Source organism: Streptomyces lincolnensis (genome assembly GCF_021173675.1).
In the GTDB taxonomy this organism is placed as follows: Bacteria; Actinomycetota; Actinomycetes; order Streptomycetales; family Streptomycetaceae; genus Streptomyces; species Streptomyces lincolnensis_B.
In genome coordinates this window covers 581,507-604,322 of record NZ_JAIHON010000004.1, presented here as the reverse complement: position 1 = coordinate 604,322, position 22,816 = coordinate 581,507, and the positions used below count along the sequence as shown (strand labels likewise).

Here is a 22,816-nt window from a genome sequence, read left to right as displayed (position 1 = left end):
GCACGCCATGCCCGTGCACAGACCCGGAACGGCCCGCCCCCGGCACCTCCACCTCGCCGGGCTCCTGCTCACCACGCTCGCCCTCCTCGCCCCGTACTCCGCCGCGGCCGCCGCGACTCCACCCCGAGGCTCGGCCCACATGGGCATGGGCGTCGTACAACACGACGGCCGACACGGCACTCCCGCCGACACCCGCGCCACCCAGACCGAGGGCGTCGACGTCTCCAGCCATCAGGGCAACGTCGCCTGGTCCACCCTCTGGAACAGCGGAGTCCGCTGGGCCTACGCCAAGGCCACCGAGGGCACGTACTACACGAACCCGTACTTCGCCCAGCAGTACAACGGCTCCTACAACGTCGGCATGATCCGCGGCGCCTACCACTTCGCCACCCCCGACACCACGAGCGGAGCCACCCAGGCCGACTACTTCGTCGACCACGGCGGCGGCTGGTCGAGGGACGGCAAGACCCTCCCCGGCGCCCTGGACATCGAGTGGAACCCCTACGGCGCCGCCTGCTACGGCAAGACCCAGGCCGCCATGGTCACCTGGATCCGCGACTTCCTGAACCGCTACAAGGCCCGCACCGGCCGCGACGCGGTGATCTACACGGCCACCAGCTGGTGGACCCAGTGCACCGGCAACCACGCGGGCTTCGCGACGACCACCCCCCTGTGGATCGCCCGCTACGCCTCAACCGTCGGCACCCTCCCGGCGGGCTGGCAGTACTACACGATGTGGCAGTACACCTCCTCCGGCCCCACGGTCGGCGACCACAACAGGTTCAACGGCGCCCTGGACCGAGTACAGGCACTCGCCAACGGCTGACGACCGCCGGCCGCACGGCGAAGGCCCGGGCCTCCCTCACGGGACCCGGGCCTTCGCTTTTTCCGGCAACGTCCGTCACGCCGCCACCGGAACCTCCGACGCCGCACTCGTGGCGGGCGCGAGCGCCAGCTCCAGAACCTGCCGGACATCGGTGACGGCGTGGACGTCGAGCTTGTCCAGCACCTCCGCCGGGACGTCGTCCAGGTCGGCCTCGTTCCGCTTGGGGATGACGACGGTGGTCACCCCGGCCCGGTGCGCGGCGAGCAGCTTCTGCTTCACACCACCGATCGGCAGCACCCGCCCGGTGAGCGACACCTCACCGGTCATGGCCACATCGGTCCGCACGAGCCGCCCGCTGAGCAGGGACGCCAGGGCCGTGGTCATCGTGACACCGGCGCTCGGCCCGTCCTTCGGCACCGCACCCGCGGGGAAGTGGATATGCACACCCCGGTCCTTCAGATCGGCCACCGGCAACTCCAACTCGGCCCCGTGGGACCGCAGGAAGCTCAGCGCGATCTGCGCGGACTCCTTCATCACGTCACCGAGCTGCCCGGTCAGCGTCAGCCCCGCGGCCCCGGTCTCCGGGTCGGCGAGCGAAGCCTCGACGAACAGCACATCGCCACCCGCACCGGTCACCGCGAGCCCCGTGGCCACACCCGGCACCGCGGTCCGCCGTTCAGCGGGATCCTGAGCGGACTCCGGCACGTGATGCGGCCGCCCGATCAACCCGCGCAGATCCTCCTCCCCCACGATGAACGGCAGCTCCCGCTCACCCAGTTCGTGCTGGGCAGCGACCTTCCGCAGCAGCCGCGCCACCGACCGCTCAAGGTTGCGGACACCGGCCTCACGCGTGTACTCACCGGCGAGCTTGCGCAGCGCGCTCTCGTCGATGACGACCTCGCCCTCCTCGATACCGGCCCGCTCCAGCTGCCGGGGCAGCAGGTGGTCCCGGGCGATGACGATCTTCTCGTCCTCGGTGTACCCGTCGAGCCGGACCAGCTCCATCCGGTCGAGGAGCGCCTCCGGAATGGCCTCCAGCACGTTCGCCGTGGCCAGGAAAACAACATCGCTCAGATCGAGCTCGACCTCCAGGTAGTGATCCCGGAAGGTGTGGTTCTGCGCGGGGTCGAGCACCTCCAGCAGAGCAGCCGCCGGATCCCCACGAAAATCGGACCCCACCTTGTCGATCTCATCGAGGAGCACCACCGGATTCATCGACCCGGCCTCCTTGATGGCCCGCACGATCCGCCCGGGCAGCGCACCCACATACGTACGCCGGTGCCCGCGGATCTCGGCTTCGTCCCGCACCCCGCCGAGCGCGACGCGAACGAACTTCCGCCCCATCGCATGCGCCACGGACTCACCCAGCGAGGTCTTGCCGACACCGGGAGGCCCGACGAGCGCCAGCACGGCACCCCCACGCCGCCCGCCGACGACACCCAGCCCCCTCGCGGTACGACGCTTGCGCACCGCGAGGTACTCGGTGATCCGCTCCTTCACGTCCTCCAGACCGGCGTGCTCGGCATCGAGTACAGCCTTGGCGCCCTGAATGTCATAGGCGTCCTCGGTCCGCTCGTTCCACGGCAGTTCGAGCACGGTGTCGAGCCAGGTACGGATCCAGGATCCCTCGGGCGACTGATCACTGGACCGCTCCAGCTTGTCGACCTCCTTGAGGGCGGCCTCCCGGACCTTCTCGGGCAGATCGGCGGCCTCGACACGAGCCCGGTAGTCGTCGGACTCCTCGCCCTCCGACTCCCCGTTCAGCTCGCGCAGTTCCTTCCGCACGGCCTCCAGCTGCCGCCGCAGCAGGAACTCCCGCTGCTGCTTGTCGACGCCCTCCTGGACGTCCTTGGCGATGGTCTCGGCAACGTCCTGCTCAGCAAGGTGATCACGCAGCTGCTGCGTGGCGAGCTTCAACCGCGCAACCGGATCACCGGTCTCCAGCAGCTCCACCTTCTGCTCGGTGGTCAGGAACGGCGAGTATCCGGAGTTGTCGGCAAGGGCGGAAACATCGTCGATGGCCTGCACCCGGTCCACGACCTGCCAGGCACCACGCTTACGCAGCCAGGCGGTCGCAAGAGCCTTGTACTCCTTGACCAGTTCACCGACATGGCCGGGCAACGGCTCGGGCACCACCTCATCGACCCGTACGGCCTCCACCCACAGCGCCGCACCCGGCCCCGTGGTCCCGGCCCCGATCCGCACGCGGCCACGGCCACGGATCAGCGCGCCCGGATCCCCGTCGGCCAGCCGGCCGACCTGCTCGACCGTGCCGAGCACACCCGTGCCCGCGTAGGTCCCGTCGATCCGTGGCACCAGCAGAACCTTGGGCTTCCCGGGCTCGGAACGCGCGGCCGCCTGAGCAGCCTCCACCGCGGCGCGCACATCAGCGTCATTCAGGTCCAGCGGAACCACCATCCCGGGCAGCACGACCTCATCGTCGAGCGGCAGCACGGGCAGGGTGAGCGGTGTGGACGTCGAAGCCATGATCTCCCCTTCGGCAGTCAAGTTGAGCTATGCCGACTCAATGCATGGACGCCACGGAATGTTCCCCGGCCGCCGTTCGCTCTGAGCGATCACCTTCCGGAGCGGATGCGCCATAGGGGGTGCCGGGGAAGGTCGTAGAGCGTCTACAGGCCCGAAGTGGCTGGTCGCGCAGTTCCCCGCGCCCCTGGGTGAGGACGGTCGCCCGGCGATCGCCCGCGCCCCTGAGGTGAGGACAGGCGGCCGGTGATGACGCAGTCGCCCACGGCGGTGAGGGGACGGGGCGGGGGGTGTCCGCCCGCAGCGGCCGGCGTCCGACACGCAGCACAGCTAAAAGCCACAGTTCCGCCGGACCGAGGACGGACACCCCCCGCCCCGGCCCCGACCCACAACGCACCCTTGGGCGCTACACCCGCCCCCACCGAAGCCGCACAGGCGCCGCAGGCATCCGCACCAGCGGCCAGACAGCGACCCCGATACCGAACGCGATCAGATGCCCCCAGTTGGTCATCGGATCGGTGAAGGCCACCAGATTCCGCACGAGCATCCACCCGAACACCCCGAGCAACGGCCACCCCACCCAGGGCCGGAGCACCCCACCCAACGCCCCCACCCCCGCGGCCACCCCGAAGCTCACACCGTAATCAAGCCGATGCAGCGAACTGTCGGGCAGATACCCGACCAACACCCCCACCCCCACCGGCACCTCGGTGGCCAGCGTCGCCAGCACATGCCCGAGCAGAAAGACACAGGCGGTACGCACCCCACCCACCCGCCGCTCAAGCGCGGTGAGCACCACCAGGAACCCGACGGTGAACGGCGAGACCAACCCCCCGGCGACCCACACCGCACTCGCCACCAGCACCAGCACGGGCATCCGCACCAGATGGGCCACATCCGTACTGGACCCTTGGTGCAGCGCATGCACCAGCGCGGGATCGCCATAGGCCGCGATCAGCGAGGTGACAACCAGAACCGCACCGAACGCGAACGTGAACGGCGTCCCGACAGGCGTGGGAAGCACCCGCCAAGGACGAGGAACAGGAAAACGCCGCCGCTTCCCCACCGGCCCCCGAGGCGCCTCGGGGCCACCCCCCTGCCGCGGCACCCCGTCCAGCAACCCCGCGACATCCGGAAAGCACGCGTCCTGCACAGGCTGACGTTCCACGCCGAGGCGCCCCTTCCGCTCCACTCAGCCCCCGCTACACCCGCGCCGCACCCGCACCCGCGCCACACCCTCGTCGCCCCCGCCACACCCCAGCCTCCGCGCCCCCACCCACCCTGTCTGTGACCCGCACCACCCAACCCCCGATTCTCAGCAACTTCGAAGGCACCTCATACGCGAGGATGACGGGATGTTCACCTCGTACGACATCCCCGAAGTCCTGGACCGTCGCGAGGGCCCCCACGGCGAGGTGGTGCTCCGACGGCACGGCGACCTGCTCCAGATCATCGCCAACGGCTGCTTCCTGATGGACACATCGGACGGCCGCTCGGAACGCAGACTGGTGGACGCGGCACTGGAAGCCCTGAACACCCCACGCACCCCCGAGAACCCGACCCCCCACCCAGCCGCCCCCCACCTCCTCATCGGCGGCCTAGGCGTCGGCTTCTCCCTGGCCCACGCCGCCGACAACCCCCACTGGGGCCGCATCACAGTGATCGAACGCGAGCAGGCGATCATCGACTGGCACCAGAACGGCGCCCCCCTGTCCCCCCTCACCGCCCAGGCCCTCGCAGACCCGCGCACCGAGATTCTGAAAACCGATCTAGTCGCATTCGTCAATGAGACATGCGCCACTTTCGACGCGCTCTGCCTCGACATCGACAACGGCCCCGACTGGACGGTCACGGACGGCAACGACGGCCTGTACGCACCCACCGGACTCACAAGCTGCGCAAGGGTGTTGAAGCCGGGCGGTGTACTGGCCGTATGGTCGGCCCGCCCCTCTCCGGAATTCGAGGGAACCTTGCGGAATGCCGGGTTCAAACAGGTGCGTACCGAAGAGCTCCCGGTTGCCCGGGGCGTTCCCGACGTAGTGCATCTCGCCGTCCGACCTGGATAGCAAAGGCGACGTGACTCCCCGTACCCTGCTCACCTGACGCCGATCATTCAAGCGTCAAGCGCAGTCATGCGCAGACAAGGGATCACCCCACTGGTTCCGGAATTGCACACCTCAGGGGCGGGCGATGGAGCAGACACACACCTCCCACAACGGCACGACGGCAACGCCGGGCGCTCAGCGCCGGGTCCTGGTCGTCGAAGACGATCCGACGATCGTGGACGCCATCGCGACCCGCCTGCGCGCCGAGGGATTCCTCGTGCAAACGGCGGTCGACGGTCCGTCGGCGGTCGACACGGCCGAGGCCTGGCAGCCCGATCTGCTGATCCTCGACATCATGCTGCCCGGCTTCGACGGTCTGGAGGTCTGCCGTCGTGTGCAGGCGGCCAGGCCGGTGCCGGTCCTCATGCTCACCGCGCGCGACGACGAGACCGACATGCTGGTCGGGCTGGGCGTCGGCGCGGACGACTACATGACCAAGCCGTTCTCGATGCGCGAGCTGGCCGCACGGGTCCACGTGCTGCTGCGCCGCGTGGAACGCGCCGCGCTGGCCGCTGCGACCCCCCGCTCCGGCATCCTGCGCCTGGGCGAGCTGGAGATCGACCACGCCCAGCGTCGGGTGCGGGTCCGGTCCGAGGACGTCCACCTCACACCCACCGAGTTCGACCTGCTGGTCTGCCTGGCCAACACCCCGCGCGCGGTGCTCTCCCGTGAGCAGCTGCTCGCCGAGGTGTGGGACTGGGCGGACGCCTCCGGCACCCGTACGGTCGACAGCCACATCAAGGCGCTGCGCCGGAAGATCGGCGCGGAGCGGATCCGTACGGTGCACGGCGTGGGTTACGCCCTGGAGACGCCCACGCCATGAGCGACGGTCCGGCAGGACGGAGAGGCCCCCAGGACTCCTGGGGCGGCGTGAGCCCGTTCTCGATCAAGACCAAGCTGGGCGCGCTCGTCGTCACCTCGGTCCTGATCACCACGGGTCTGTCGATGATCGCGGTGCGCACCAAGACGGAGCTGCGCTTCATCACGGTCTTCTCGATGATCGCCACACTGCTGATCACGCAGTTCGTGGCGCATTCGCTCACCGCTCCGCTGGACGAGATGAACGCGGTGGCCCGGTCCATCTCGCACGGCGACTACACCCGCCGGGTGCGGGAGAACCGCCGGGACGAGCTGGGCGACCTGGCCGAGACGATCAACCGCATGGCGGACGAGCTGGAGGCCCAGGAACGGGCCCGCAAGGAACTCGTGGCGAATGTCTCACACGAGTTGCGCACACCCATCGCGGGCCTGAGAGCCGTGCTGGAGAACATCGTCGACGGCGTCACGCGGGCCGACCCGGAGACGATGCGTACGGCGCTGAAGCAGACGGAGCGTCTGGGCCGGCTGGTCGAGACGCTGCTGGACCTGTCCCGCCTCGACAACGGCGTCGTCCCGCTGAAGAAGCGCCGTTTCGAGGTGTGGCCGTATCTGTCGGGCGTGCTGAAGGAGGCCAACATGGTCGCCTCGGCGCGCGCGGGCATCGCGTCCGGGTCGGGCACCCACACGCGCGCGGACGTGCATCTGCATCTGGACGTGTCGCCGCCGGAGCTGACCGCGCACGCGGATCCGGAGCGCATCCACCAGGTGGTGGCCAACCTGATCGACAACGCGGTCAAGCACAGCCCGCCGCACGGCCGGGTGACGGTCAAGGCGCGGCGCGGGAGCTACCCGGAGTCCCTGGAGCTGGAGATCCTGGACGAGGGGCCGGGCATTCCGCGCTCGGAGTGGCACCGCGTCTTCGAGCGGTTCAACCGCGGCAACATCACCCGCCCGCACGGTCCGGGCAGCGACGGCGGCACCGGACTCGGTCTGGCGATCGCGCGCTGGGCGGTGGATCTGCACGGCGGCCGGATCGGAGTGGCCGAATCCGAGCGGGGGTGCCGGATTCTTGTCACCCTTCCGGGACTTCCATCTCTGCCAAGTTGACGTAAAGTTCGAAGCGGAGCCACAAGATCCACGGGCGTTCCGCATCGGCGGGCACGTGTGATCAGGCAGAGGCCCGCGCGATGGTCGCGATGGGGCCCGCCGAGCTCATCCCATCTGTAGCGGAACTACGCTTGTTTCCCGCCATTTCCACCCTCGAAACCCGCTGTTTGATGTGACTTACGCGACGATGAACGGGCCCGACCTGACCTTCCCGGTCAGCAAGGCGTAGCCTTGATTCCCGCTGTCCATCACCTTGTGAAGCGGAAGAGGGCGGTTGCCGCCGTGTCGCCACAGTCCCCCAGTAACTCGAGCATCTCGACCGACGACCAAGCCGGGAAGAAGAATCCCGCTGCCGCGTTCGGTCCCAACGAGTGGCTCGTCGACGAGATCTATCAGCAGTACCTCCAGGACCCGAATTCGGTAGACCGAGCCTGGTGGGACTTCTTCGCCGACTACAAGCCGGGGGCGGCCGCCGCCTCGGCTCCGGCGGGTACCGCGGCCGCGGGGGCCGCGGGCACCTCCACGACCCCGTCCAAGCCTGCCGCCGCCCCGCCGGCCCAGGCCCAGGCGCCGAAGCAGGCCGCAGCGCCCGCGCAGGCTCCGGCCCAGGCCGCTCCGGCGCCCGCCGCGAAGCCCGCGGCCGCCGCTCCGGCTCCGGCGCAGGCCGCCCCGGCCCCGGCCGCCAGGCCCGCCGCCGCGAAGCCCGCGGCCAAGGCCGAGCCCGCCGCGGCCGCCGACGGCCCCGAGCTGGTGACGCTGCGCGGCCCCGCCGCCGCGGTCGCGAAGAACATGAACGCCTCGCTGGAGGTGCCCACGGCCACGTCCGTGCGCGCCGTCCCGGTGAAGCTGCTCTTCGACAACCGCATCGTCATCAACAACCACCTCAAGCGCGCCCGGGGCGGGAAGATCTCCTTCACGCACCTGATCGGGTACGCGATGGTGCAGGCCATCAAGGCCATGCCGTCGATGAACTACTCCTTCGCGGAGAAGGACGGCAAGCCGACCCTGGTCAAGCCGGAGCACATCAACTTCGGCCTCGCCATCGACCTGGTGAAGCCCAACGGCGACCGCCAGCTGGTCGTCGCGGGCATCAAGAAGGCCGAGACGCTGAACTTCTTCGAGTTCTGGCAGGCCTACGAGGACATCGTCCGCCGCGCCCGTGACGGCAAGCTGGGCATGGACGACTTCACCGGTGTGACGGTCTCCCTGACCAACCCCGGCGGCCTGGGCACCGTGCACTCGGTCCCGCGTCTGATGCCCGGCCAGTCGGTCATCATGGGCGTCGGCTCGATGGACTACCCGGCGGAGTTCCAGGGCACCAGCCAGGACACCCTGAACAAGCTCGGCATCTCCAAGGTCATGACGCTCACGTCGACCTACGACCACCGGGTCATCCAGGGCGCCGCCTCCGGCGAGTTCCTGCGCATCGTCGCGAACCTCCTCCTCGGCGAGCAGGGCTTCTACGACGACATCTTCGAGGCCCTGCGCATCCCCTACGAGCCGGTCCGCTGGCTCAAGGACATCGACGCCAGCCACGACGACGACGTCACCAAGGCCGCCCGGGTCTTCGAGCTGATCCACTCCTACCGGGTCCGCGGCCACGTCATGGCCGACACCGACCCGCTGGAGTACCGCCAGCGCAAGCACCCCGACCTGGACATCACCGAGCACGGTCTGACGCTCTGGGACCTGGAGCGCGAGTTCGCCGTCGGCGGCTTCGCCGGCAAGTCCCTGATGAAGCTGCGCGACATCCTCGGCGTGCTGCGCGACTCGTACTGCCGCACCACCGGCGTCGAGTTCATGCACATCCAGGACCCCAAGCAGCGCAAGTGGATCCAGGACCGCATCGAGCGCTCGCACACCAAGCCGGAGCGCGAGGAGCAGCTGCGCATCCTGCGCCGACTGAACGCGGCGGAGGCCTTCGAGACCTTCCTGCAGACGAAGTACGTCGGCCAGAAGCGCTTCTCCCTGGAGGGCGGCGAGTCCGTCATCCCGCTGCTGGACGCGGTCATCGACAGCGCGGCGGAGTCCCGCCTGGACGAGGTCGTCATCGGCATGGCCCACCGCGGCCGGCTGAACGTCCTGGCGAACATCGTCGGCAAGTCGTACGCCCAGATCTTCCGCGAGTTCGAGGGCAACCTCGACCCGAAGTCGATGCACGGCTCCGGCGACGTGAAGTACCACCTGGGCGCCGAGGGCACCTTCACGGGCCTGGACGGCGAGCAGATCAAGGTCTCGCTGGCCGCCAACCCCTCCCACCTGGAGGCGGTCGACCCGGTCCTGGAGGGTGTCGTCCGCGCCAAGCAGGACGTCATCAACAAGGGCGGCACGGACTTCACGGTCCTGCCGGTGGCGCTGCACGGCGACGCGGCCTTCGCGGGCCAGGGCGTGGTCGCGGAGACCCTGAACATGTCGCAGCTGCGCGGCTACCGCACCGGCGGCACGGTCCACGTGGTCATCAACAACCAGGTCGGCTTCACGGCGGCGCCCGAGTCCTCGCGCTCCTCCATGTACTCGACCGACGTGGCCCGCATGATCGAGGCCCCGATCTTCCACGTGAACGGCGACGACCCGGAGGCCGTGGTCCGCGTCGCGCGGCTGGCCTTCGAGTTCCGCCAGGCGTTCAACAAGGACGTGGTGATCGACCTCATCTGCTACCGCCGCCGCGGTCACAACGAGTCGGACAACCCGGCCTTCACCCAGCCGCTGATGTACGACCTGATCGACAAGAAGCGCTCGGTGCGCAAGCTCTACACCGAGTCCCTGATCGGTCGCGGCGACATCACCCTGGAAGAGGCCGAGCAGGCGCTCCAGGACTACCAGGGCCAGCTGGAGAAGGTCTTCACCGAGGTCCGCGAGGCCACCTCCCAGCCGGCGTCGGCCGAGCCCTCCGACCCGCAGGCCGAGTTCCCGGTCGCCGTGAACACCGCGGTCACCGCCGAGGTCGTCAAGCGGATCGCCGAGTCCCAGGTCAACGTCCCCGACCACATCACCGTCCACCCGCGTCTGCTGCCGCAGCTCCAGCGCCGGGCGTCGATGGTCGAGGACGGCACGATCGACTGGGGCATGGGCGAGACCCTCGCCATCGGCTCGCTCCTCCTGGAAGGCGTCCCGGTCCGGCTGTCCGGCCAGGACTCGCAGCGCGGCACCTTCGGCCAGCGGCACGCGGTCATCATCGACCGTGAGACCGGCGACGAGTTCACGCCGCTGATGTACCTCTCCGAGGACCAGGCCCGCCTGAACGTCTACAACTCCCTCCTCTCCGAGTACGCGGTGATGGGCTTCGAGTACGGCTACTCGCTGGCGCGTCCCGAGTCCCTCGTGATGTGGGAGGCCCAGTTCGGCGACTTCGTCAACGGCGCGCAGACGGTCGTGGACGAGTTCATCTCGTCGGCGGAGCAGAAGTGGAGCCAGACCTCCGGCGTCACCCTGCTCCTCCCCCACGGCTACGAGGGCCAGGGCCCGGACCACTCCTCGGCCCGCCCGGAGCGCTTCCTGCAGCTCTGCGCCCAGAACAACATGACGGTCGCGATGCCGACGCTCCCGTCGAACTACTTCCACCTCCTGCGCTGGCAGGTGCACAACCCGCACCACAAGCCGCTGATCGTCTTCACCCCGAAGTCGATGCTGCGTCTGAAGGCCGCGGCGTCCAAGGCGGACGAGTTCACCACCGGCCAGTTCCGCCCCGTCATCGGCGACGCCTCGGTCGACCCGGCCGCAGTCAAGAAGGTCGTCTTCACCGCCGGCAAGGTCTACTACGACCTCGACGCCGAGCGGAAGAAGCGCGGCGTCACGGACACGGCGATCATCCGCCTGGAGCGCCTGTACCCCCTCCCGGGTGCCGAGCTCCAGGCCGAGATCGCCAAGTACCCGAACGCCGAGAAGTACCTCTGGGCCCAGGAGGAGCCGGCCAACCAGGGCGCCTGGCCGTTCATCGCCCTCAACCTCATCGACCACCTCGACCTGGCGGTCGGCGCGGAGGTCCCGCACGGCGAACGCCTGCGCCGCATCTCCCGCCCGCACAGCTCTTCCCCCGCCGTCGGTTCCGCGAAGCGGCACCAGGCGGAGCAGGAGCAGCTGGTTCGGGAAGTGTTCGAGGCGTGAGGTGTTCAGAGGCGTGAGCCTCTGAACAGGCCTGTCTGATAGGCGAGAAGGGCCCGCTCCTGGGATTCCGGGGGCGGGCCCCTCTCGTCGTGTCATGTCCTGTCAGGTGGTCTGCGGTTCGAAGTCCCAGTAGATGCGGCGGCCGTTGTCCTCGTCGAGCGCGGCCCGCGCGACGCGGGTGAGGCGGTGATCGGCACCGAGGCGCTCGGCGGCCCGCGCCACGGTCTCCCGGCCGAGTTCGGCTACGACAGCACGGTCGGGGCTGCCGGCGACGACGTTCACGGCACAGCCGAGTGTCCAGGGATGAGTCGCCCCCACGGCCTGCGTCATGTCGGCGAGTGCCCGTTCCCCCAATGCGCGCGCCTGCCTGTGCTCGCCGACGGTGCGCAGGATGAGGGCGTGATTGGCCCGGGCTCCCGCCGAGTACGGGTGTGCGGAGCCGAGCCGACGCTCGTACCGGTCCACCACGGCCTCACTCAGCCGACGGGCGTGATCGACATCGCCGTGCTCACGTGCGTAACAGCAGCGCGCGACCGCGAACATGAGGGTGAGTGGGTCATCCTTGCCGAGAAGCCGTTCGCACCTGGCCAGCACCGTGGCGAACCGCTCTCCGGCGCTCTCGGTGTCGCCGGCGCGGTATTCGCATTGCGCCAGGTTGTAGAGCGCTTGGAAGGAATAGGGGTGGTTGTCCCCCAATGCCTCCCGGTATTTGCCCACGTTGGCCCTCTGTCGACGTTGGGCTTCCTCGTAGCGGCCCATGAGCCGTAGATCGGTCGCCCAGTGGACCTCTGAAAGCAGGGTCCAGAAGTGGTCGGCCCCCAACACCCGCTCGCGAGCGTGGAACACACGCTGGTCGATGTCGGCAGCTTCGCCATAGCGGCCGAGCAACCTGAGTGACATAGCCATGTTGTTCTCGGCCGCCAAGGTGTCCTCGTGTTGTTCACCACGACGCTCTCGATAGCCCTCATGCACCTCCCGCGACAGATCGAGCGCCTCCTCGAAACGACCCAACGCCCGCAGATCCGCGGCGAGGCCGCCGGCAGCGCGCAAGTACCGGGAGTCTCCTACTCCACCCACCGAGCGGAACTGCTCCACCGCCGCCCGGCTCACAGCCTCGCTGTTCCGATAGTCGCCCACGACTCGAAGCAGGTTGGCGTAGTGATGCCCAAGCTCCCAGAGCAGGTCCGCGTTCCCGTCCTGAAGTTGCTGCCAGACCGACATGACCTGCTCGGCCAGCCGGATGCCCGTCTCGTACTCGCCCGAAACGTACAGGTATCGCAGGCAGTTGAAGACCAGTTGCTGAGCAGCCTCGGCATCACTGGACAACACGTCCGTGTACTCCAGATGCGGGACGAAGTCGGCATAACGCGACCACGTTCCCGCCTGATCCGGGTTTCCAGGATCGGCAGCCGCCAGCGCTCGCCAGGCCACATCGGCGAGTTCCCGCTTCTCCTCCGCAGACATGTCGTCCCGGACGGTCTGGTGCACCAACCGGTGCATGGACAGGACTTCCCCCTCGGGATCCTGCGCCGGTTGCTCGATACGGACCACCGAATACGTGCGCAGTTGCTCAACGGCCTCGTTCCAGCGACCCGTGTCCGTGAGCAGTTGAGCTACGGCAGGCGGCAGACCGTCGGCCGGTATCTCCCGCAGCAACCGCAAAGGCACAGCATCGGGTGCGAAGAACGTGCACAACCGCAGAAGCAGTACGGAGTTCGGGCAGCCCGCCCGCAGCCTCTCCAACAGGACTGCCCAAGCGGTCCGGAACGTCATGGGGAAATCAGGAGACACCACAAGGTCATCCGTGGCGGAGTCCCTGGCAAGGAGTTCCAGATACTCCGCCACCGACATGCCCGACTCGTCCAGCCACCCGGCGGTCTGGTCAAGAACCAACGGCAGATCCGCCAGAGCCTCAGCCAGCCTTCGAGCGTCATCATCGGTCAGCCGTGGCGCGCGCCGGCGAATGAAGTCCACAGACTCGGCGCGATCGTAGGCGGGCACCTGGACCAGCGCGCTGTTGTGGTCGCCCCAGTCCTGATTGCAGGACGTGATGAGCACATGTCCCGGCCCGGTCGGTACGAGATCCCGGACCTCGCCCGGGTCGTCCGCACCGTCCAGGATCAGCAGCCAGCGCCCATACGGCTCCCCTCGGCGCAGCGCCTCACGGACCGCGCGGTATCGCTCGCCGTGACCGGTACCCGTGCGCAGCCCCAGCGCCGGTGCCAGGTCGGCGAGGCCTTGCCGGAAGGCGGCGCGGCTGCCCGCGTTGATCCACCAGACGACGTGGTACCCGTATGCGAAGCGATAGGCGTATTCGGCGGCCAACTGCGTCTTGCCCACGCCCGACAGGCCGCACAGAGTGACCCTGTTCTCGCGTTGAAGTCGCTCGTACGCCGTGTTCAGCAGGGCGACCCGGCCGGTGAACCGCTCGTTGCGTTCCGGAATCCTGCCCCACACCCGGAGTGTGTGCACCGGGAAGGGCGGCTCGTCGGCGGCGCCGGTGGTGGAGCGCGGTTCCGGGTCGGCGGGCAGCGCGAGCCGGCCCAGGAGTCGGCGTTCGGCCTCGTCGGCGCTGACGTCGTAGAGGCTGATGGCATCGAGGGCGAACGCCTGCGGGGGCGAGGGGGCCACCGACACCACAGCGACCCGCTCGGCTTCAGGGACGAGTACCTCTCGCAGGGCCGAGTCCCACTCAGCGTCGTTGTGCGTACCGGACAGCAGGTACTGATCGCTGAGAAGCAACAGAACCGGCCCCGGGGCGAGGAGCAGGTCGCGCAGCGACTCCGCGAGCGACGCGTCCCGCGGCGGATCCCAGCGTTGGGGCACGACACGGTGTCCGCGCTGTTCCAGGCGGTGGCTGATCCAGTCGGCCCAGTCCTGGTCGAAGGGGGTGAAGCTGATGGTGATCGTCTGCCTGCCGAGGCGCAGCCGCCGATGTGGCGCGGTCGACGACGGCGTATCCGGGCCGGGAGTCGCCGTAGACCGGATATCGGCGACCCGCATACCCGCCACCGGCTCCTGACTCCAAGAGCTGTCGCCGGTCCGCTCCGACGGCCGTACCAACGAGGCTCGTTGTCGCATCACCTCGGCCAGTCGGGCCGCCGGTGCCCGCCCCGGCTCGCGTTCCCGGACCTCGGACCGCAGTTCGGCCTTGCGGACGGGCACGCCCCACTGGTTGCTGACCGTGAGCCACAGGGCGCCGTGGCCGGTGGCCCGCCCCGTGGAGACCTTGAAATGGGCGGGGCCGTAAGTGCCGCCGAAGCGGTGCAGGACGACACTGGGCTCGTCGAGGACGGCGCACACGAAGTACGGGGAACCGTCGAGGGCGACGGTGAAGGTGAACTCCTCCTCCGGGTAGGGCCACACCCGTTCGGGGTCCGAGCCCTCCGGGAGCGGGCCGCGCAGATCGACGGTGACGAGGTAGTCGCATTCCGTCTCGGCGACCCGTGGCCAGGCCACGACGGGTTCGATGAGGAGCGGGTGCTCGTCGAGGTTCACCATGGGTCCCCTCCCCCGGCACTGTGCTCCTCGCCGGCGACGAGCCGCAGAGTGGTGCGCGGATGCCCGTAGTAGTGGAACATGAACGCGTAAAGCAGCCGCAGGACCCTTTTCTGTCCGACTTTGTCGACCTGTCCGTCATCGTTGCGCGTCGTGGGGATGGCCGCCAGTGTGCCGAAGTCCTGGACCGCGCGCGCACGGAAGTCCCGCAGTGTCTCGGTGATGGGGAGGTCGGGTCGAGCCGCGACCTCCTTGAGGAGGCGGCGCACCAACGCCCGCGCCTCCTGATCTCCGACCTTGCCGGCGGTGACGATGCAGCCACCCGCGCCTTTGCGCAGGAAGAGTTCGGCGAATCCGCGCAGCGCCTCCTCGCCCTGGACGTGGTTGGGCACGAAGCGGCCCGAGTGGCAGGCGTTGAGGCAGACCAGCGAGCGGTCCTCGCGCAGCACGTGCATGTCCCGGGTGTTGAACTCCGCCCACGTCCGGTCTCCGAGCGTCAGTCGCATGACGGCCTCGCCGTATGTGCCATGACACCCCATGTAGACGAGCCCGGTGCGATCGTCGGGCATGGGAAGGTCCAGCGCCTGGAGGAACGGTGTCATCGTGTCGTGCACCGCGTGGTCGTACGGCGAGAAGACGCTGCCGTCATCGGTCATGTCCTCGTGAAGGTAGGCGAGGACCCGGCCGCGGCAGGGGCCGGTCTCGCGCGGCAACCCCTCGTCCTCACCATGGACAGTGGTCCAGCGCGCCATGACGAGCAGGGCGCCCAGCAACCCGCCGCCCAATCCGTGCTGTTCGTCGGCAGGCACCCAGAACAGTTCCCAGGGCAACTCGAATCCGGTGTCGTCCCACACGATGAGGCGCAGTCCTTCGCCGTGCCGTTGACGTATTCGGTTGATCCACTCGGCGAGTTCGCCCTGGTTCGCCGACCAGTGCTGGATCGCTCGCAGGGTCTCGGACGGGAACTCGCCCTTCTCCTGGAGCGTGCCCAGGCTGACGGCGGGCGCCATGAGCCGGGTCGGTCCGGTCCGGCAGGTGACCGTGAGGTCGCCACAGGCTCCCTGGAGCTGGTACCCGTCGTACCCGCCCGCGCCCACGGCCCGGACCACCCGCAGCACGGCACAACCGTCCTCCAGGCGCTCGTACGGCCGCCCTGGACCGCTGCCCGTTCCCGAGGGCGGCCCGGACGGGCGGCGTAAGTGGAGTACGGCGGCGGATTCTCGCCTGGCGGCCGACTGCAACGCGGGGAACGCGGCCCGCCGTATCGCGGTACCGGTGCCCGTGAGCCAGCGGGCGGCACGCGGCGGCTCACCGCTCACCGGCACCGCCTCCCCCGCGCGTCCGGACGCGCGTCGACGGCCCTTCCAGCACCGCGCCGCCCAGCGCCTCCGCGAGCGAGAACGGCAAGCTCCCGTACGGTTCCCGCCCCGCGTCGATCACGGCGACCCGCAGCCGCGTCCGGTCCATGGCGCTGACACCGGCGGCGGCCTTCAGGGTGTCCTCCACGCCCTCGGTCCCCACCGGACTCCTCAACCTCCCTGTGCGGCTAGCCCTCAGTGGCACATTGCCCCTGCCGTCCGTCACCACGACCAGCCATGCCTCGGTGAGGCTGTTGCCGTGCTGCCGGAAGGACCTACGCAGTGCTTGGACCGCTTGCTCCACACCGTCCGCGAGCGGGCTCGCCCGCCCCACCGGCCGGTACAGCGCGGGCAGGATCCTGGGATCGAGGACACTGCGTGCCGCGAAGGACTCGGCACGCAGTTCATTGCCGGTCTCCGCACTCCCCACCTCGATGATGTGGACGGCGCCGCGTCTGGTGTACGCCCATTCCAAGAACGGCGTGAGCGTGTCCTGCCAGTCCCAGTCACCGCCCCGACAGGTGTGGTCGAGAAGCAGTACGAGCATGTGTTCCGGGGAGCTGGCACGGACATGGCTGTGCAGGTCGACGGGCGAGACCGTGAACCGCTTTGTCCGCCGGATGCGCTGGTGCACGGCGGCCTCCCGCACGGTACGCACATGAGCGATGTCGCTCAGGTCCGTGGCCCGCCGCGTCCCGATCACCACCCCGAGCAGGGAGGCCGACCCGGCCGTACGCTGCCAAGGGCTGCGCAACGGAGCGAAGTCCCGCAACGCCTCGGCCTCGTCCTCCGGATACGGAGTGGCGAGAACGGTCTGAACGCCGCCACGTCCCGCTCCGACCCCTTCGGCCGGCTCGGTCTCCAGCAGCGGCTGACCGGTTTCAGCGGCACCGGGAATGTCCTGTCCTGGCTGCCGCCGTGCTCCCATGCCTTCCGACGGCCGGTTGCTCGGGTGGGGCGACCGCGACGCGGAGCCCGAGGCATCGCCGGTCGGTTCCGCACGCCCGGCCCCCTCCGCAACGGCAAGCCCCATCAGCCGGGCCGCCGCCGCGCAGTGCTCACTGGTGGCTGTCCCCTCACCATCGAGCGTGGCCAGGGCACGAGCGAGTCGTGCAAGGGAGAGCTCCCTGCGCATATTGCTCTCCGGCCCGAGCAACTCGTGTACGCGGTCCAGGGCTTCGTCGCTGACGGCAGCGGTCGGCACCAACGCATCCTGGGCGTCGCGTGCGATGTCCAGCCAGGTCGGTGGAAGCATCCCGAGCAGGTGGTCGGCCGTCGGCAGCCGGAGACCGGAGGCAGGCAGACGAAGGGCGAACCTGTCGAGCAGATGACCGGTGGGACGTCCCGCGTCGGCGGATCGGCAGGCGGCCAGCCAACGAGCCCGCGGTCGAGCGCGATGGCTCAGTCCCCCGTACTCCACCACGGTCACGTCGGCGCCCAGCAGTTGGACCGCGGCCCGCATCCCGGCGACGCTGAGCCTGGTCAGGTCCGGCACGACGACCAGCGAGGGCGGCCCGGACCGACCGTCCGTCTCGATCAGCGGGCCTGGCTCCATGCGGAACAAGAGGCCGTCGTCCCCCCGTTGGAGCACGGGGCGTGTCCACAGGTCCTCGTCCCGGCTGGCGGCACTCAGCATGACCGGCGGCCCGGGAGAGCGAGGTTCGCCGGTCAGTATCCGCGCGAAGAGACGCGCCACCGGGTCGAGCAACTGCGGTTCCAGGTCGAAGAGCAGCACTCCGGACAGCGCTGGGTCGACAGCGGCACAGACGAGGGCATGGCATAGCCTCACAGCGAGTTCGTCGGGCTCCTCGACTTCCGTCGACGGCACATTCTCAGCAGGCATGTCGGCCCCGTGGGGCGGCTCGGTGGGCATGGCGGCTCAGGCCGGCTCGAAGAGGTCCTCAACGCGGGACTCGTCCTCGGGCCCCCATTCGAACGTTCCCCCATGGGCAGTCTCCGGCCGACGATGCCGAAAGGCCATGGGCAGAACCCGCAGCAGGTGGCCGGGCACCACCTCGTCCGCGCCCTCCAACGCGGCCAACGCGCGAGCCGCCAGCGTCGCCACGATCTCGCCACGCTGACCGACGGCCGCGACGCGTTCGGCGGCCCGGGCGCACAGCCGCACCACGTCTTCGGGGATCGGCGTGCCGGGCACCCGGTCTCTGGCCCGCTCCAACTGGTCCCGCCGCGCGCTGTCGTCACGCGCCGCCTGCTCCAGCCAGACGGACTCCTTCCGTGTCAGCTCCTCCTCGAAGTCGAGCACGGTCCGGATCGTCCGATGACGGGCGTCCGTGTCCAGCTGACTGGCGGCGACCATGAGCCCGAACCGGTCCAGCAACTGCGGCCGAAGACCGCCTTCTTCAGGATTCATCGTCCCCACCAGCCCGAAGGACAACTGCTTGGCGGTGGCCAGCCCCTCCCGCTGCACCGACAGCACCCCGGTCGAGACGACATCGAGGATGATGTTGACCAGGTGGTCGTCGAGGAGGTTCACCTCGTCGATGTAGAGCAGCCCCTTCTCCGCGGCCTCCTCCAACAGCCCCGGTTGCGGCCGGGGTTCGCCGCGCATCAGAGCGTCGAGTTCCCAGCCACCGACCACCCGGTCGTCGGTGGCGTTGATGGGAAGCGTGACGGGCAGTTCCTCATGCACCATGAGGGCGAAAGCCCGTACGAGAGTGGATTTGGCGGTGCCCCGCGCTCCCGCCATGAGCACACCCCCGATGGGGGGCGACACGTAGTTGAGTTCCAGTGCCAGCTTGAGATCGTCCTGCCCCACGACCCGGCTGTAGGGCAGGATGTGCACGCCTTCCGCCGCACGACTCACGAGTCGTTTCCCCCTCCGCTGCCCGATAGCGCCCCGGAGGCACCCGCGGTCCGCCACCTGAAGGTGACCTGGAGCTGAGCCTCTGCTCCGCTCCTGACCAACGCCACCACGCCGGCGTCGACTTTGATGGCCAACTGCATCTCGATCTCGTCCGGCCGCAGTTCCTCCGCCATCTCCCCGAACCGCCGCACGGCTTGGGACGCACAGCGCCGGGCCAGGTCAAGGCCCTCGGTGTAGGCGTCTTGAGCGACCTGGACGACACGACGGGTGGAGCCGCCGTCTCTGGTCTTCTCATCGCCGTAGATGGCATCCAGGTCGTCGAGTGACTCGCCGGCCAGGTCCGCTTCGACTACGACAGGAATGGGCCCGTCGGCCCCCTCCGGAACAGGTCCCACCAAAATCACCACACGTCCCCCTGACTAACTCTCGTATAGCGTGCGGCAGTTGAGAGAACTGGGTCATTCCCCGGCACGCGAGAGATCATGCGCACCGGGAACCGACACCGCGCCTTTCACACAGTCAAAGGCTCGAAGTCCCAGTAGGGGCGCTTACGGGAACGGGCAGCGACCGTGTGGACATGTTGAGGACCAAGAGTCGCGGACAGGTCCGACAACGCTTCCTGTTCGATTTTTTCGGCCTGCTTTCGATCCCGCAAGTCTCGGAGATCGGCTGCGAGAGCGATGCGAGCAGAGAGGGTCAGAGGGTGGGTGCGCCCCAGTGTCTCGGCGGCTCCGGCGGTCGTGCTCTTGCCAAGTTCTGCTGCGGCCTCAGGGTCACCCGAGAGATTACGGACGAAGGATGCGTTGATGGCACAGCCGAGGGCCCAGGGGTGGCGCTCACCTACTACTGCGGTCATGTCAGCCAGGGCGCGTTCGGCCATTTCGTGTGCCCGATCTCGCTCTCCGACATTGCAGAGAATCAAGGAGTGGTTGGAGCGGCTTCCGGCGACAAATGGGTGCCCTTGCAAGTGCAGTGATTCGTAACGCGCAAGCACGGACTCGCTGACCGCCCTTGCCTGGTCGATATCACCGTGCTCGCGAGTGAAACATGCTAGAGCTGCGGCAAAGATCAACGTATTCGGATGCGTGTCGCCGAGCACACGCTCTCCACGTTCCACTACCCGGGCAAGCAACGGGCCGGCTTGACTCCGGTCGCCACTGCGATAGAGGCACAAAGCCAGGTTGTACTCTCCGTACAGTGTCAAGGACCGGTCAGAGCCAAGGACTCTGCGCAACTCTTTGAGGACATCCCTCTGGATGGACTCAGCTTCGCCATACCGCCCCAGGAGACGCAGGTCAAGGGAATACGAGATTCCCGAGTCAAGAGTATCTGGATGTCGCGCCGACAAACCCTCTGTACGCAGTCCCAGAGTTTTCCGATCCACTTCCATAGCTTCTTCATAACGACCCAAGCACCTCAGCGAGACCGCCAGGTTGTTCTGCGCCCTCAGGGTCATGGGATCCGATTCACCACGAAGGTCACGCCACGCCGAGACGAGCCACTCGGAGAGCTCCAGAGCTTCCCCGTAGCGAGCAAGACCACGCATGTCAGCCGCCAGGCCATTGGTTGCACGCACGACCTCCAAGCCTTGGTCCTTGCCGTGTCGCCGAAGCGACTCGACGACCGAACGCCCTACTTCCTCCGCGTGCCGGTAATCACCCACGCCCCGTAGAAGGTTGGCGTAGTGATGACCCAATTCCGAGAAGTGAGGATGCCCATCACCCAACAGAACCCGCCAGGTCTTCATGGCCAACACACCGAGCTTGAGCCCTGCCGCAACCTCACCCGACTTATACATGTAGCGAAGGCAATTGAGCACCAGACGCTGGACGGAACGGTCTTTACTCTGGAGCACATCCGCATACTTGAGGTGGGGCACGATCTCCGCGTACTTGTCCCAAGATCGAGAGTCATCGGGGCTCCGAGGGTCAGCAGCCACCAGAGCGCGCCGCACTACATCGACGAAGATGCGACCGTCCTCGTCCGACACGCCCTGGTGCACGATCTGGTGCACCATGCGGTGTAGATAGAAGGACTGACCGGGCGAGGCGTCCTCATCAGTGACCGTTTCGTGCGACTCCACGCGGACCACCGAGTACTGGCGCAACTGGTTGACCGCCTTGATCCACAGGGAGGGGTCCCCAAGCAATCCTGCAACCCTCTCAGGCAGTTCCTCCAACGGCAGTTGCCTGAGAAGGCCAGCAGGGACAAACCCGGGCGCGAAGAACGTGCACAACTGCAACAGGTCGACCGACTCGGGAACGGTCTGCCTCAGCTTCCTCAAGAGGATGGACCATGCCTGTTGGAACGCCGTAGGAGAGTCCTCTGAAACCCTCACCATGCTTCGGTCGATACCACCCTCCAGCATTGCGATGTAGTCCGGCACAGACAGTTCGGAGTCGTCCAGCCAGCCGGCCGTCTGGTCCAGAAGCAGCGGCAGATCCTCCAACGCCTCGGCCAGTTGACCGGCGTCCAAATCCGTCAATCGCGGGGCCCTCCGACGAATGAAGGCCACAGACTCATCGCGCAAGTAGACCGGCACCTCCATCAACTGACTGTTGTACTGCCGCCAATCCGGATTCCGCGAGGTGATCAGGACGTTCCCCGGCCCGGTAGGCACAAGGTTCGAGATCTGCCCCGGTTCATCCGCACCGTCCAGGATCAGCAACCACCGGGCATAAGGCTCACCTCGACGCAGCGCGTCAGCCACCGCGCGCAGCCGCTCGCCGTAATCGGCCCCTGTCGATAACCCGAGCCTCGGCGCAAGCTCGGCGAGTCGACGCCGATACGTGGCCGGCGTCTCCGAGTTGACCCACCACACGACGTCGTACTCCGACCCGAAGCGATAGACGTACTCCGCCCCGAGCTGGGTCTTACCCACTCCTGGCATCCCATGGAGGGTCAGGACTCCGGCTCCCGGTTCGGCGCTCTGCAACAGGTGATAGGCGTCGTTCAACAGCGATTCACGGCCCGTGAATCGAGTGTTGCGCCGAGGGACCCGGCCCCAGACCTCCGGCATGGCTGCCGGAAAGCGTGGGCCGCGCCGCACGCCACCAACCGGCTCCAGCACAGGTTCACCAAGCATGTCGAGCCGATCCAGCAGACGTCGCTCGGCTTCCTCCGCACCCACGTTGATCAGATCGAAAGCAGCAAGGACAGCAGTGGCCGTCGGCACCGGAGCTGTAGTGACCGACACTGCCGCGAACTTCTCCGGGTCGGGCGCTACGACCTGCCGAAGCGCGTTGTTCCACTCCTCATGCGTACGAGGTCCCAGCTGGAAATACCACTCGCTGACGACGATCAGAATCCGTCCTTGAGCAAGCTTCAGAGACTCCAATAGGTCAATGAGCGGAACCTCTGGCGGAGCGTCCCACCGCGCATACACGACACGGCGACCGCGCCGCTCCAACCGGTCCCCGATCCAAGCCGCCCAAGCCCTGTTGAACCCGGCGAAACTGATCGTGACAGTCTCTCTGGTCGCACGCCCGTCAGGCGGCGCAACTGACGTGCGGATGCCAGACATGCATCGACCTCCCCCGTCGAGGCACTCGGTGCCCGTGCGCGAGTCTAAAGGCGGGCACGGTGCCGGAAAAGGGCGCATTCAGCCGCGTGGAGCCACACGGTGCTACCGCCCGCGCGGCTCCACGGCCCTACCGTCCGTCCACTCGCCTCATTGTTCGTGATCTTGCAT

13 protein-coding genes are annotated in these 22,816 nt (G+C 68.2%); 5 read left to right on the top strand and 8 right to left on the bottom strand.

All coding sequences use genetic code 11. From position 1 onward, the window contains the following. Nucleotides 1-7 precede the first annotated feature (7 nt). A complete protein-coding gene (locus tag K4B79_RS13580; protein ID WP_232026775.1) occupies nt 8-826 on the top strand; it encodes a lysozyme in 819 nt (272 codons plus the stop codon). A gap of 75 nt (nt 827-901) precedes the next feature. On the opposite strand, the gene lon is transcribed toward K4B79_RS13580, so the two are convergent. Next, nucleotides 902-3,313 (bottom strand): endopeptidase La, encoded by a 2,412-nt coding sequence (gene lon, locus K4B79_RS13575; RefSeq protein ID WP_232026774.1) that lies wholly within the window; start codon nt 3,311-3,313, stop codon nt 902-904. Nucleotides 3,314-3,716: 403 nt separating this feature from the next. Then, nucleotides 3,717-4,502: a rhomboid-like protein gene (locus K4B79_RS13570; protein ID WP_374208461.1), complete on the bottom strand. Its 786-nt coding sequence runs from the start codon at nt 4,500-4,502 to the stop codon at nt 3,717-3,719. Between the two features lie 163 nt (nt 4,503-4,665). On the opposite strand from K4B79_RS13570, the gene K4B79_RS13565 reads away from it, so the two are divergent. The 4 genes from K4B79_RS13565 to K4B79_RS13550 all read left to right on the top strand — a co-directional run bounded on the left by K4B79_RS13565 (nt 4,666) and on the right by K4B79_RS13550 (nt 11,445). After that, nucleotides 4,666-5,376 (top strand): spermidine synthase, encoded by a 711-nt coding sequence (locus tag K4B79_RS13565; protein WP_232026773.1) that lies wholly within the window; start codon nt 4,666-4,668, stop codon nt 5,374-5,376. A 124-nt stretch (nt 5,377-5,500) separates the two neighbouring features. Next, nucleotides 5,501-6,238 carry a response regulator transcription factor gene (locus K4B79_RS13560; RefSeq protein ID WP_067439493.1) on the top strand — a complete coding sequence of 246 codons (738 nt, stop codon included), beginning with the start codon at nt 5,501-5,503 and terminating at the stop codon, nt 6,236-6,238. Continuing rightward, nucleotides 6,235-7,341, top strand: a complete 1,107-nt coding sequence (locus tag K4B79_RS13555) for a HAMP domain-containing sensor histidine kinase (RefSeq protein ID WP_232026772.1) — start codon at nt 6,235-6,237, stop codon at nt 7,339-7,341. The genes K4B79_RS13560 and K4B79_RS13555 overlap by 4 nt, the downstream gene beginning before the upstream one ends. A 282-nt stretch (nt 7,342-7,623) precedes the next feature. Continuing rightward, nucleotides 7,624-11,445, top strand: a complete 3,822-nt coding sequence (locus K4B79_RS13550) for a multifunctional oxoglutarate decarboxylase/oxoglutarate dehydrogenase thiamine pyrophosphate-binding subunit/dihydrolipoyllysine-residue succinyltransferase subunit (protein WP_232026771.1) — start codon at nt 7,624-7,626, stop codon at nt 11,443-11,445. Nucleotides 11,446-11,547: 102 nt separating this feature from the next. Here the strand turns inward: K4B79_RS13550 and fxsT (K4B79_RS13545) are convergent, their stop codons facing one another. From fxsT (K4B79_RS13545) to fxsT (K4B79_RS13520), 6 genes are all read right to left on the bottom strand, one after another. Beyond that, entirely contained in the window at nt 11,548-14,946 is a 3,399-nt protein-coding gene (gene fxsT, locus K4B79_RS13545; RefSeq protein ID WP_232026770.1) for an FxSxx-COOH system tetratricopeptide repeat protein, read from the bottom strand. Beyond that, nucleotides 14,940-16,262 (bottom strand): CHAT domain-containing protein, encoded by a 1,323-nt coding sequence (locus K4B79_RS13540; protein WP_232026769.1) that lies wholly within the window; start codon nt 16,260-16,262, stop codon nt 14,940-14,942. The genes fxsT (K4B79_RS13545) and K4B79_RS13540 overlap by 7 nt, the downstream gene beginning before the upstream one ends. After that, nucleotides 16,252-18,144: a magnesium chelatase gene (locus tag K4B79_RS13535; protein ID WP_232026768.1), complete on the bottom strand. Its 1,893-nt coding sequence runs from the start codon at nt 18,142-18,144 to the stop codon at nt 16,252-16,254. The genes K4B79_RS13540 and K4B79_RS13535 overlap by 11 nt, the downstream gene beginning before the upstream one ends. Before the next feature lie 36 nt (nt 18,145-18,180). Continuing rightward, nucleotides 18,181-19,125 (bottom strand): AAA family ATPase, encoded by a 945-nt coding sequence (locus K4B79_RS13530; protein ID WP_232026767.1) that lies wholly within the window; start codon nt 19,123-19,125, stop codon nt 18,181-18,183. Continuing rightward, entirely contained in the window at nt 19,122-19,532 is a 411-nt protein-coding gene (locus K4B79_RS13525) for a CU044_2847 family protein (RefSeq protein WP_232026766.1), read from the bottom strand. Before K4B79_RS13525 ends, K4B79_RS13530 begins: the two co-directional genes overlap by 4 nt. A 104-nt stretch (nt 19,533-19,636) precedes the next feature. Further along, a complete protein-coding gene (gene fxsT, locus K4B79_RS13520; RefSeq protein WP_232026765.1) occupies nt 19,637-22,648 on the bottom strand; it encodes an FxSxx-COOH system tetratricopeptide repeat protein in 3,012 nt (1,003 codons plus the stop codon). Between the last annotated feature and the right edge of the window lie 168 nt (nt 22,649-22,816).

What these genes read in the sequence shown, in the direction of transcription:
- K4B79_RS13580 (WP_232026775.1), top strand. Translation starts at nt 8, where the DNA reads ATGCCCGTGCACAGACCCGGAACGGCCCGCCCCCGGCACCTCCACCTC.
- lon (WP_232026774.1), bottom strand. Translation starts at nt 3,313, where the DNA reads ATGGCTTCGACGTCCACACCGCTCACCCTGCCCGTGCTGCCGCTCGAC.
- K4B79_RS13565 (WP_232026773.1), top strand. Translation starts at nt 4,666, where the DNA reads ATGTTCACCTCGTACGACATCCCCGAAGTCCTGGACCGTCGCGAGGGC.
- K4B79_RS13560 (WP_067439493.1), top strand. Translation starts at nt 5,501, where the DNA reads ATGGAGCAGACACACACCTCCCACAACGGCACGACGGCAACGCCGGGC.
- K4B79_RS13555 (WP_232026772.1), top strand. Translation starts at nt 6,235, where the DNA reads ATGAGCGACGGTCCGGCAGGACGGAGAGGCCCCCAGGACTCCTGGGGC.
- fxsT (WP_232026770.1), bottom strand. Translation starts at nt 14,946, where the DNA reads ATGGTGAACCTCGACGAGCACCCGCTCCTCATCGAACCCGTCGTGGCC.
- K4B79_RS13535 (WP_232026768.1), bottom strand. Translation starts at nt 18,144, where the DNA reads ATGCCTGCTGAGAATGTGCCGTCGACGGAAGTCGAGGAGCCCGACGAA.
- fxsT (WP_232026765.1), bottom strand. Translation starts at nt 22,648, where the DNA reads ATGTCTGGCATCCGCACGTCAGTTGCGCCGCCTGACGGGCGTGCGACC.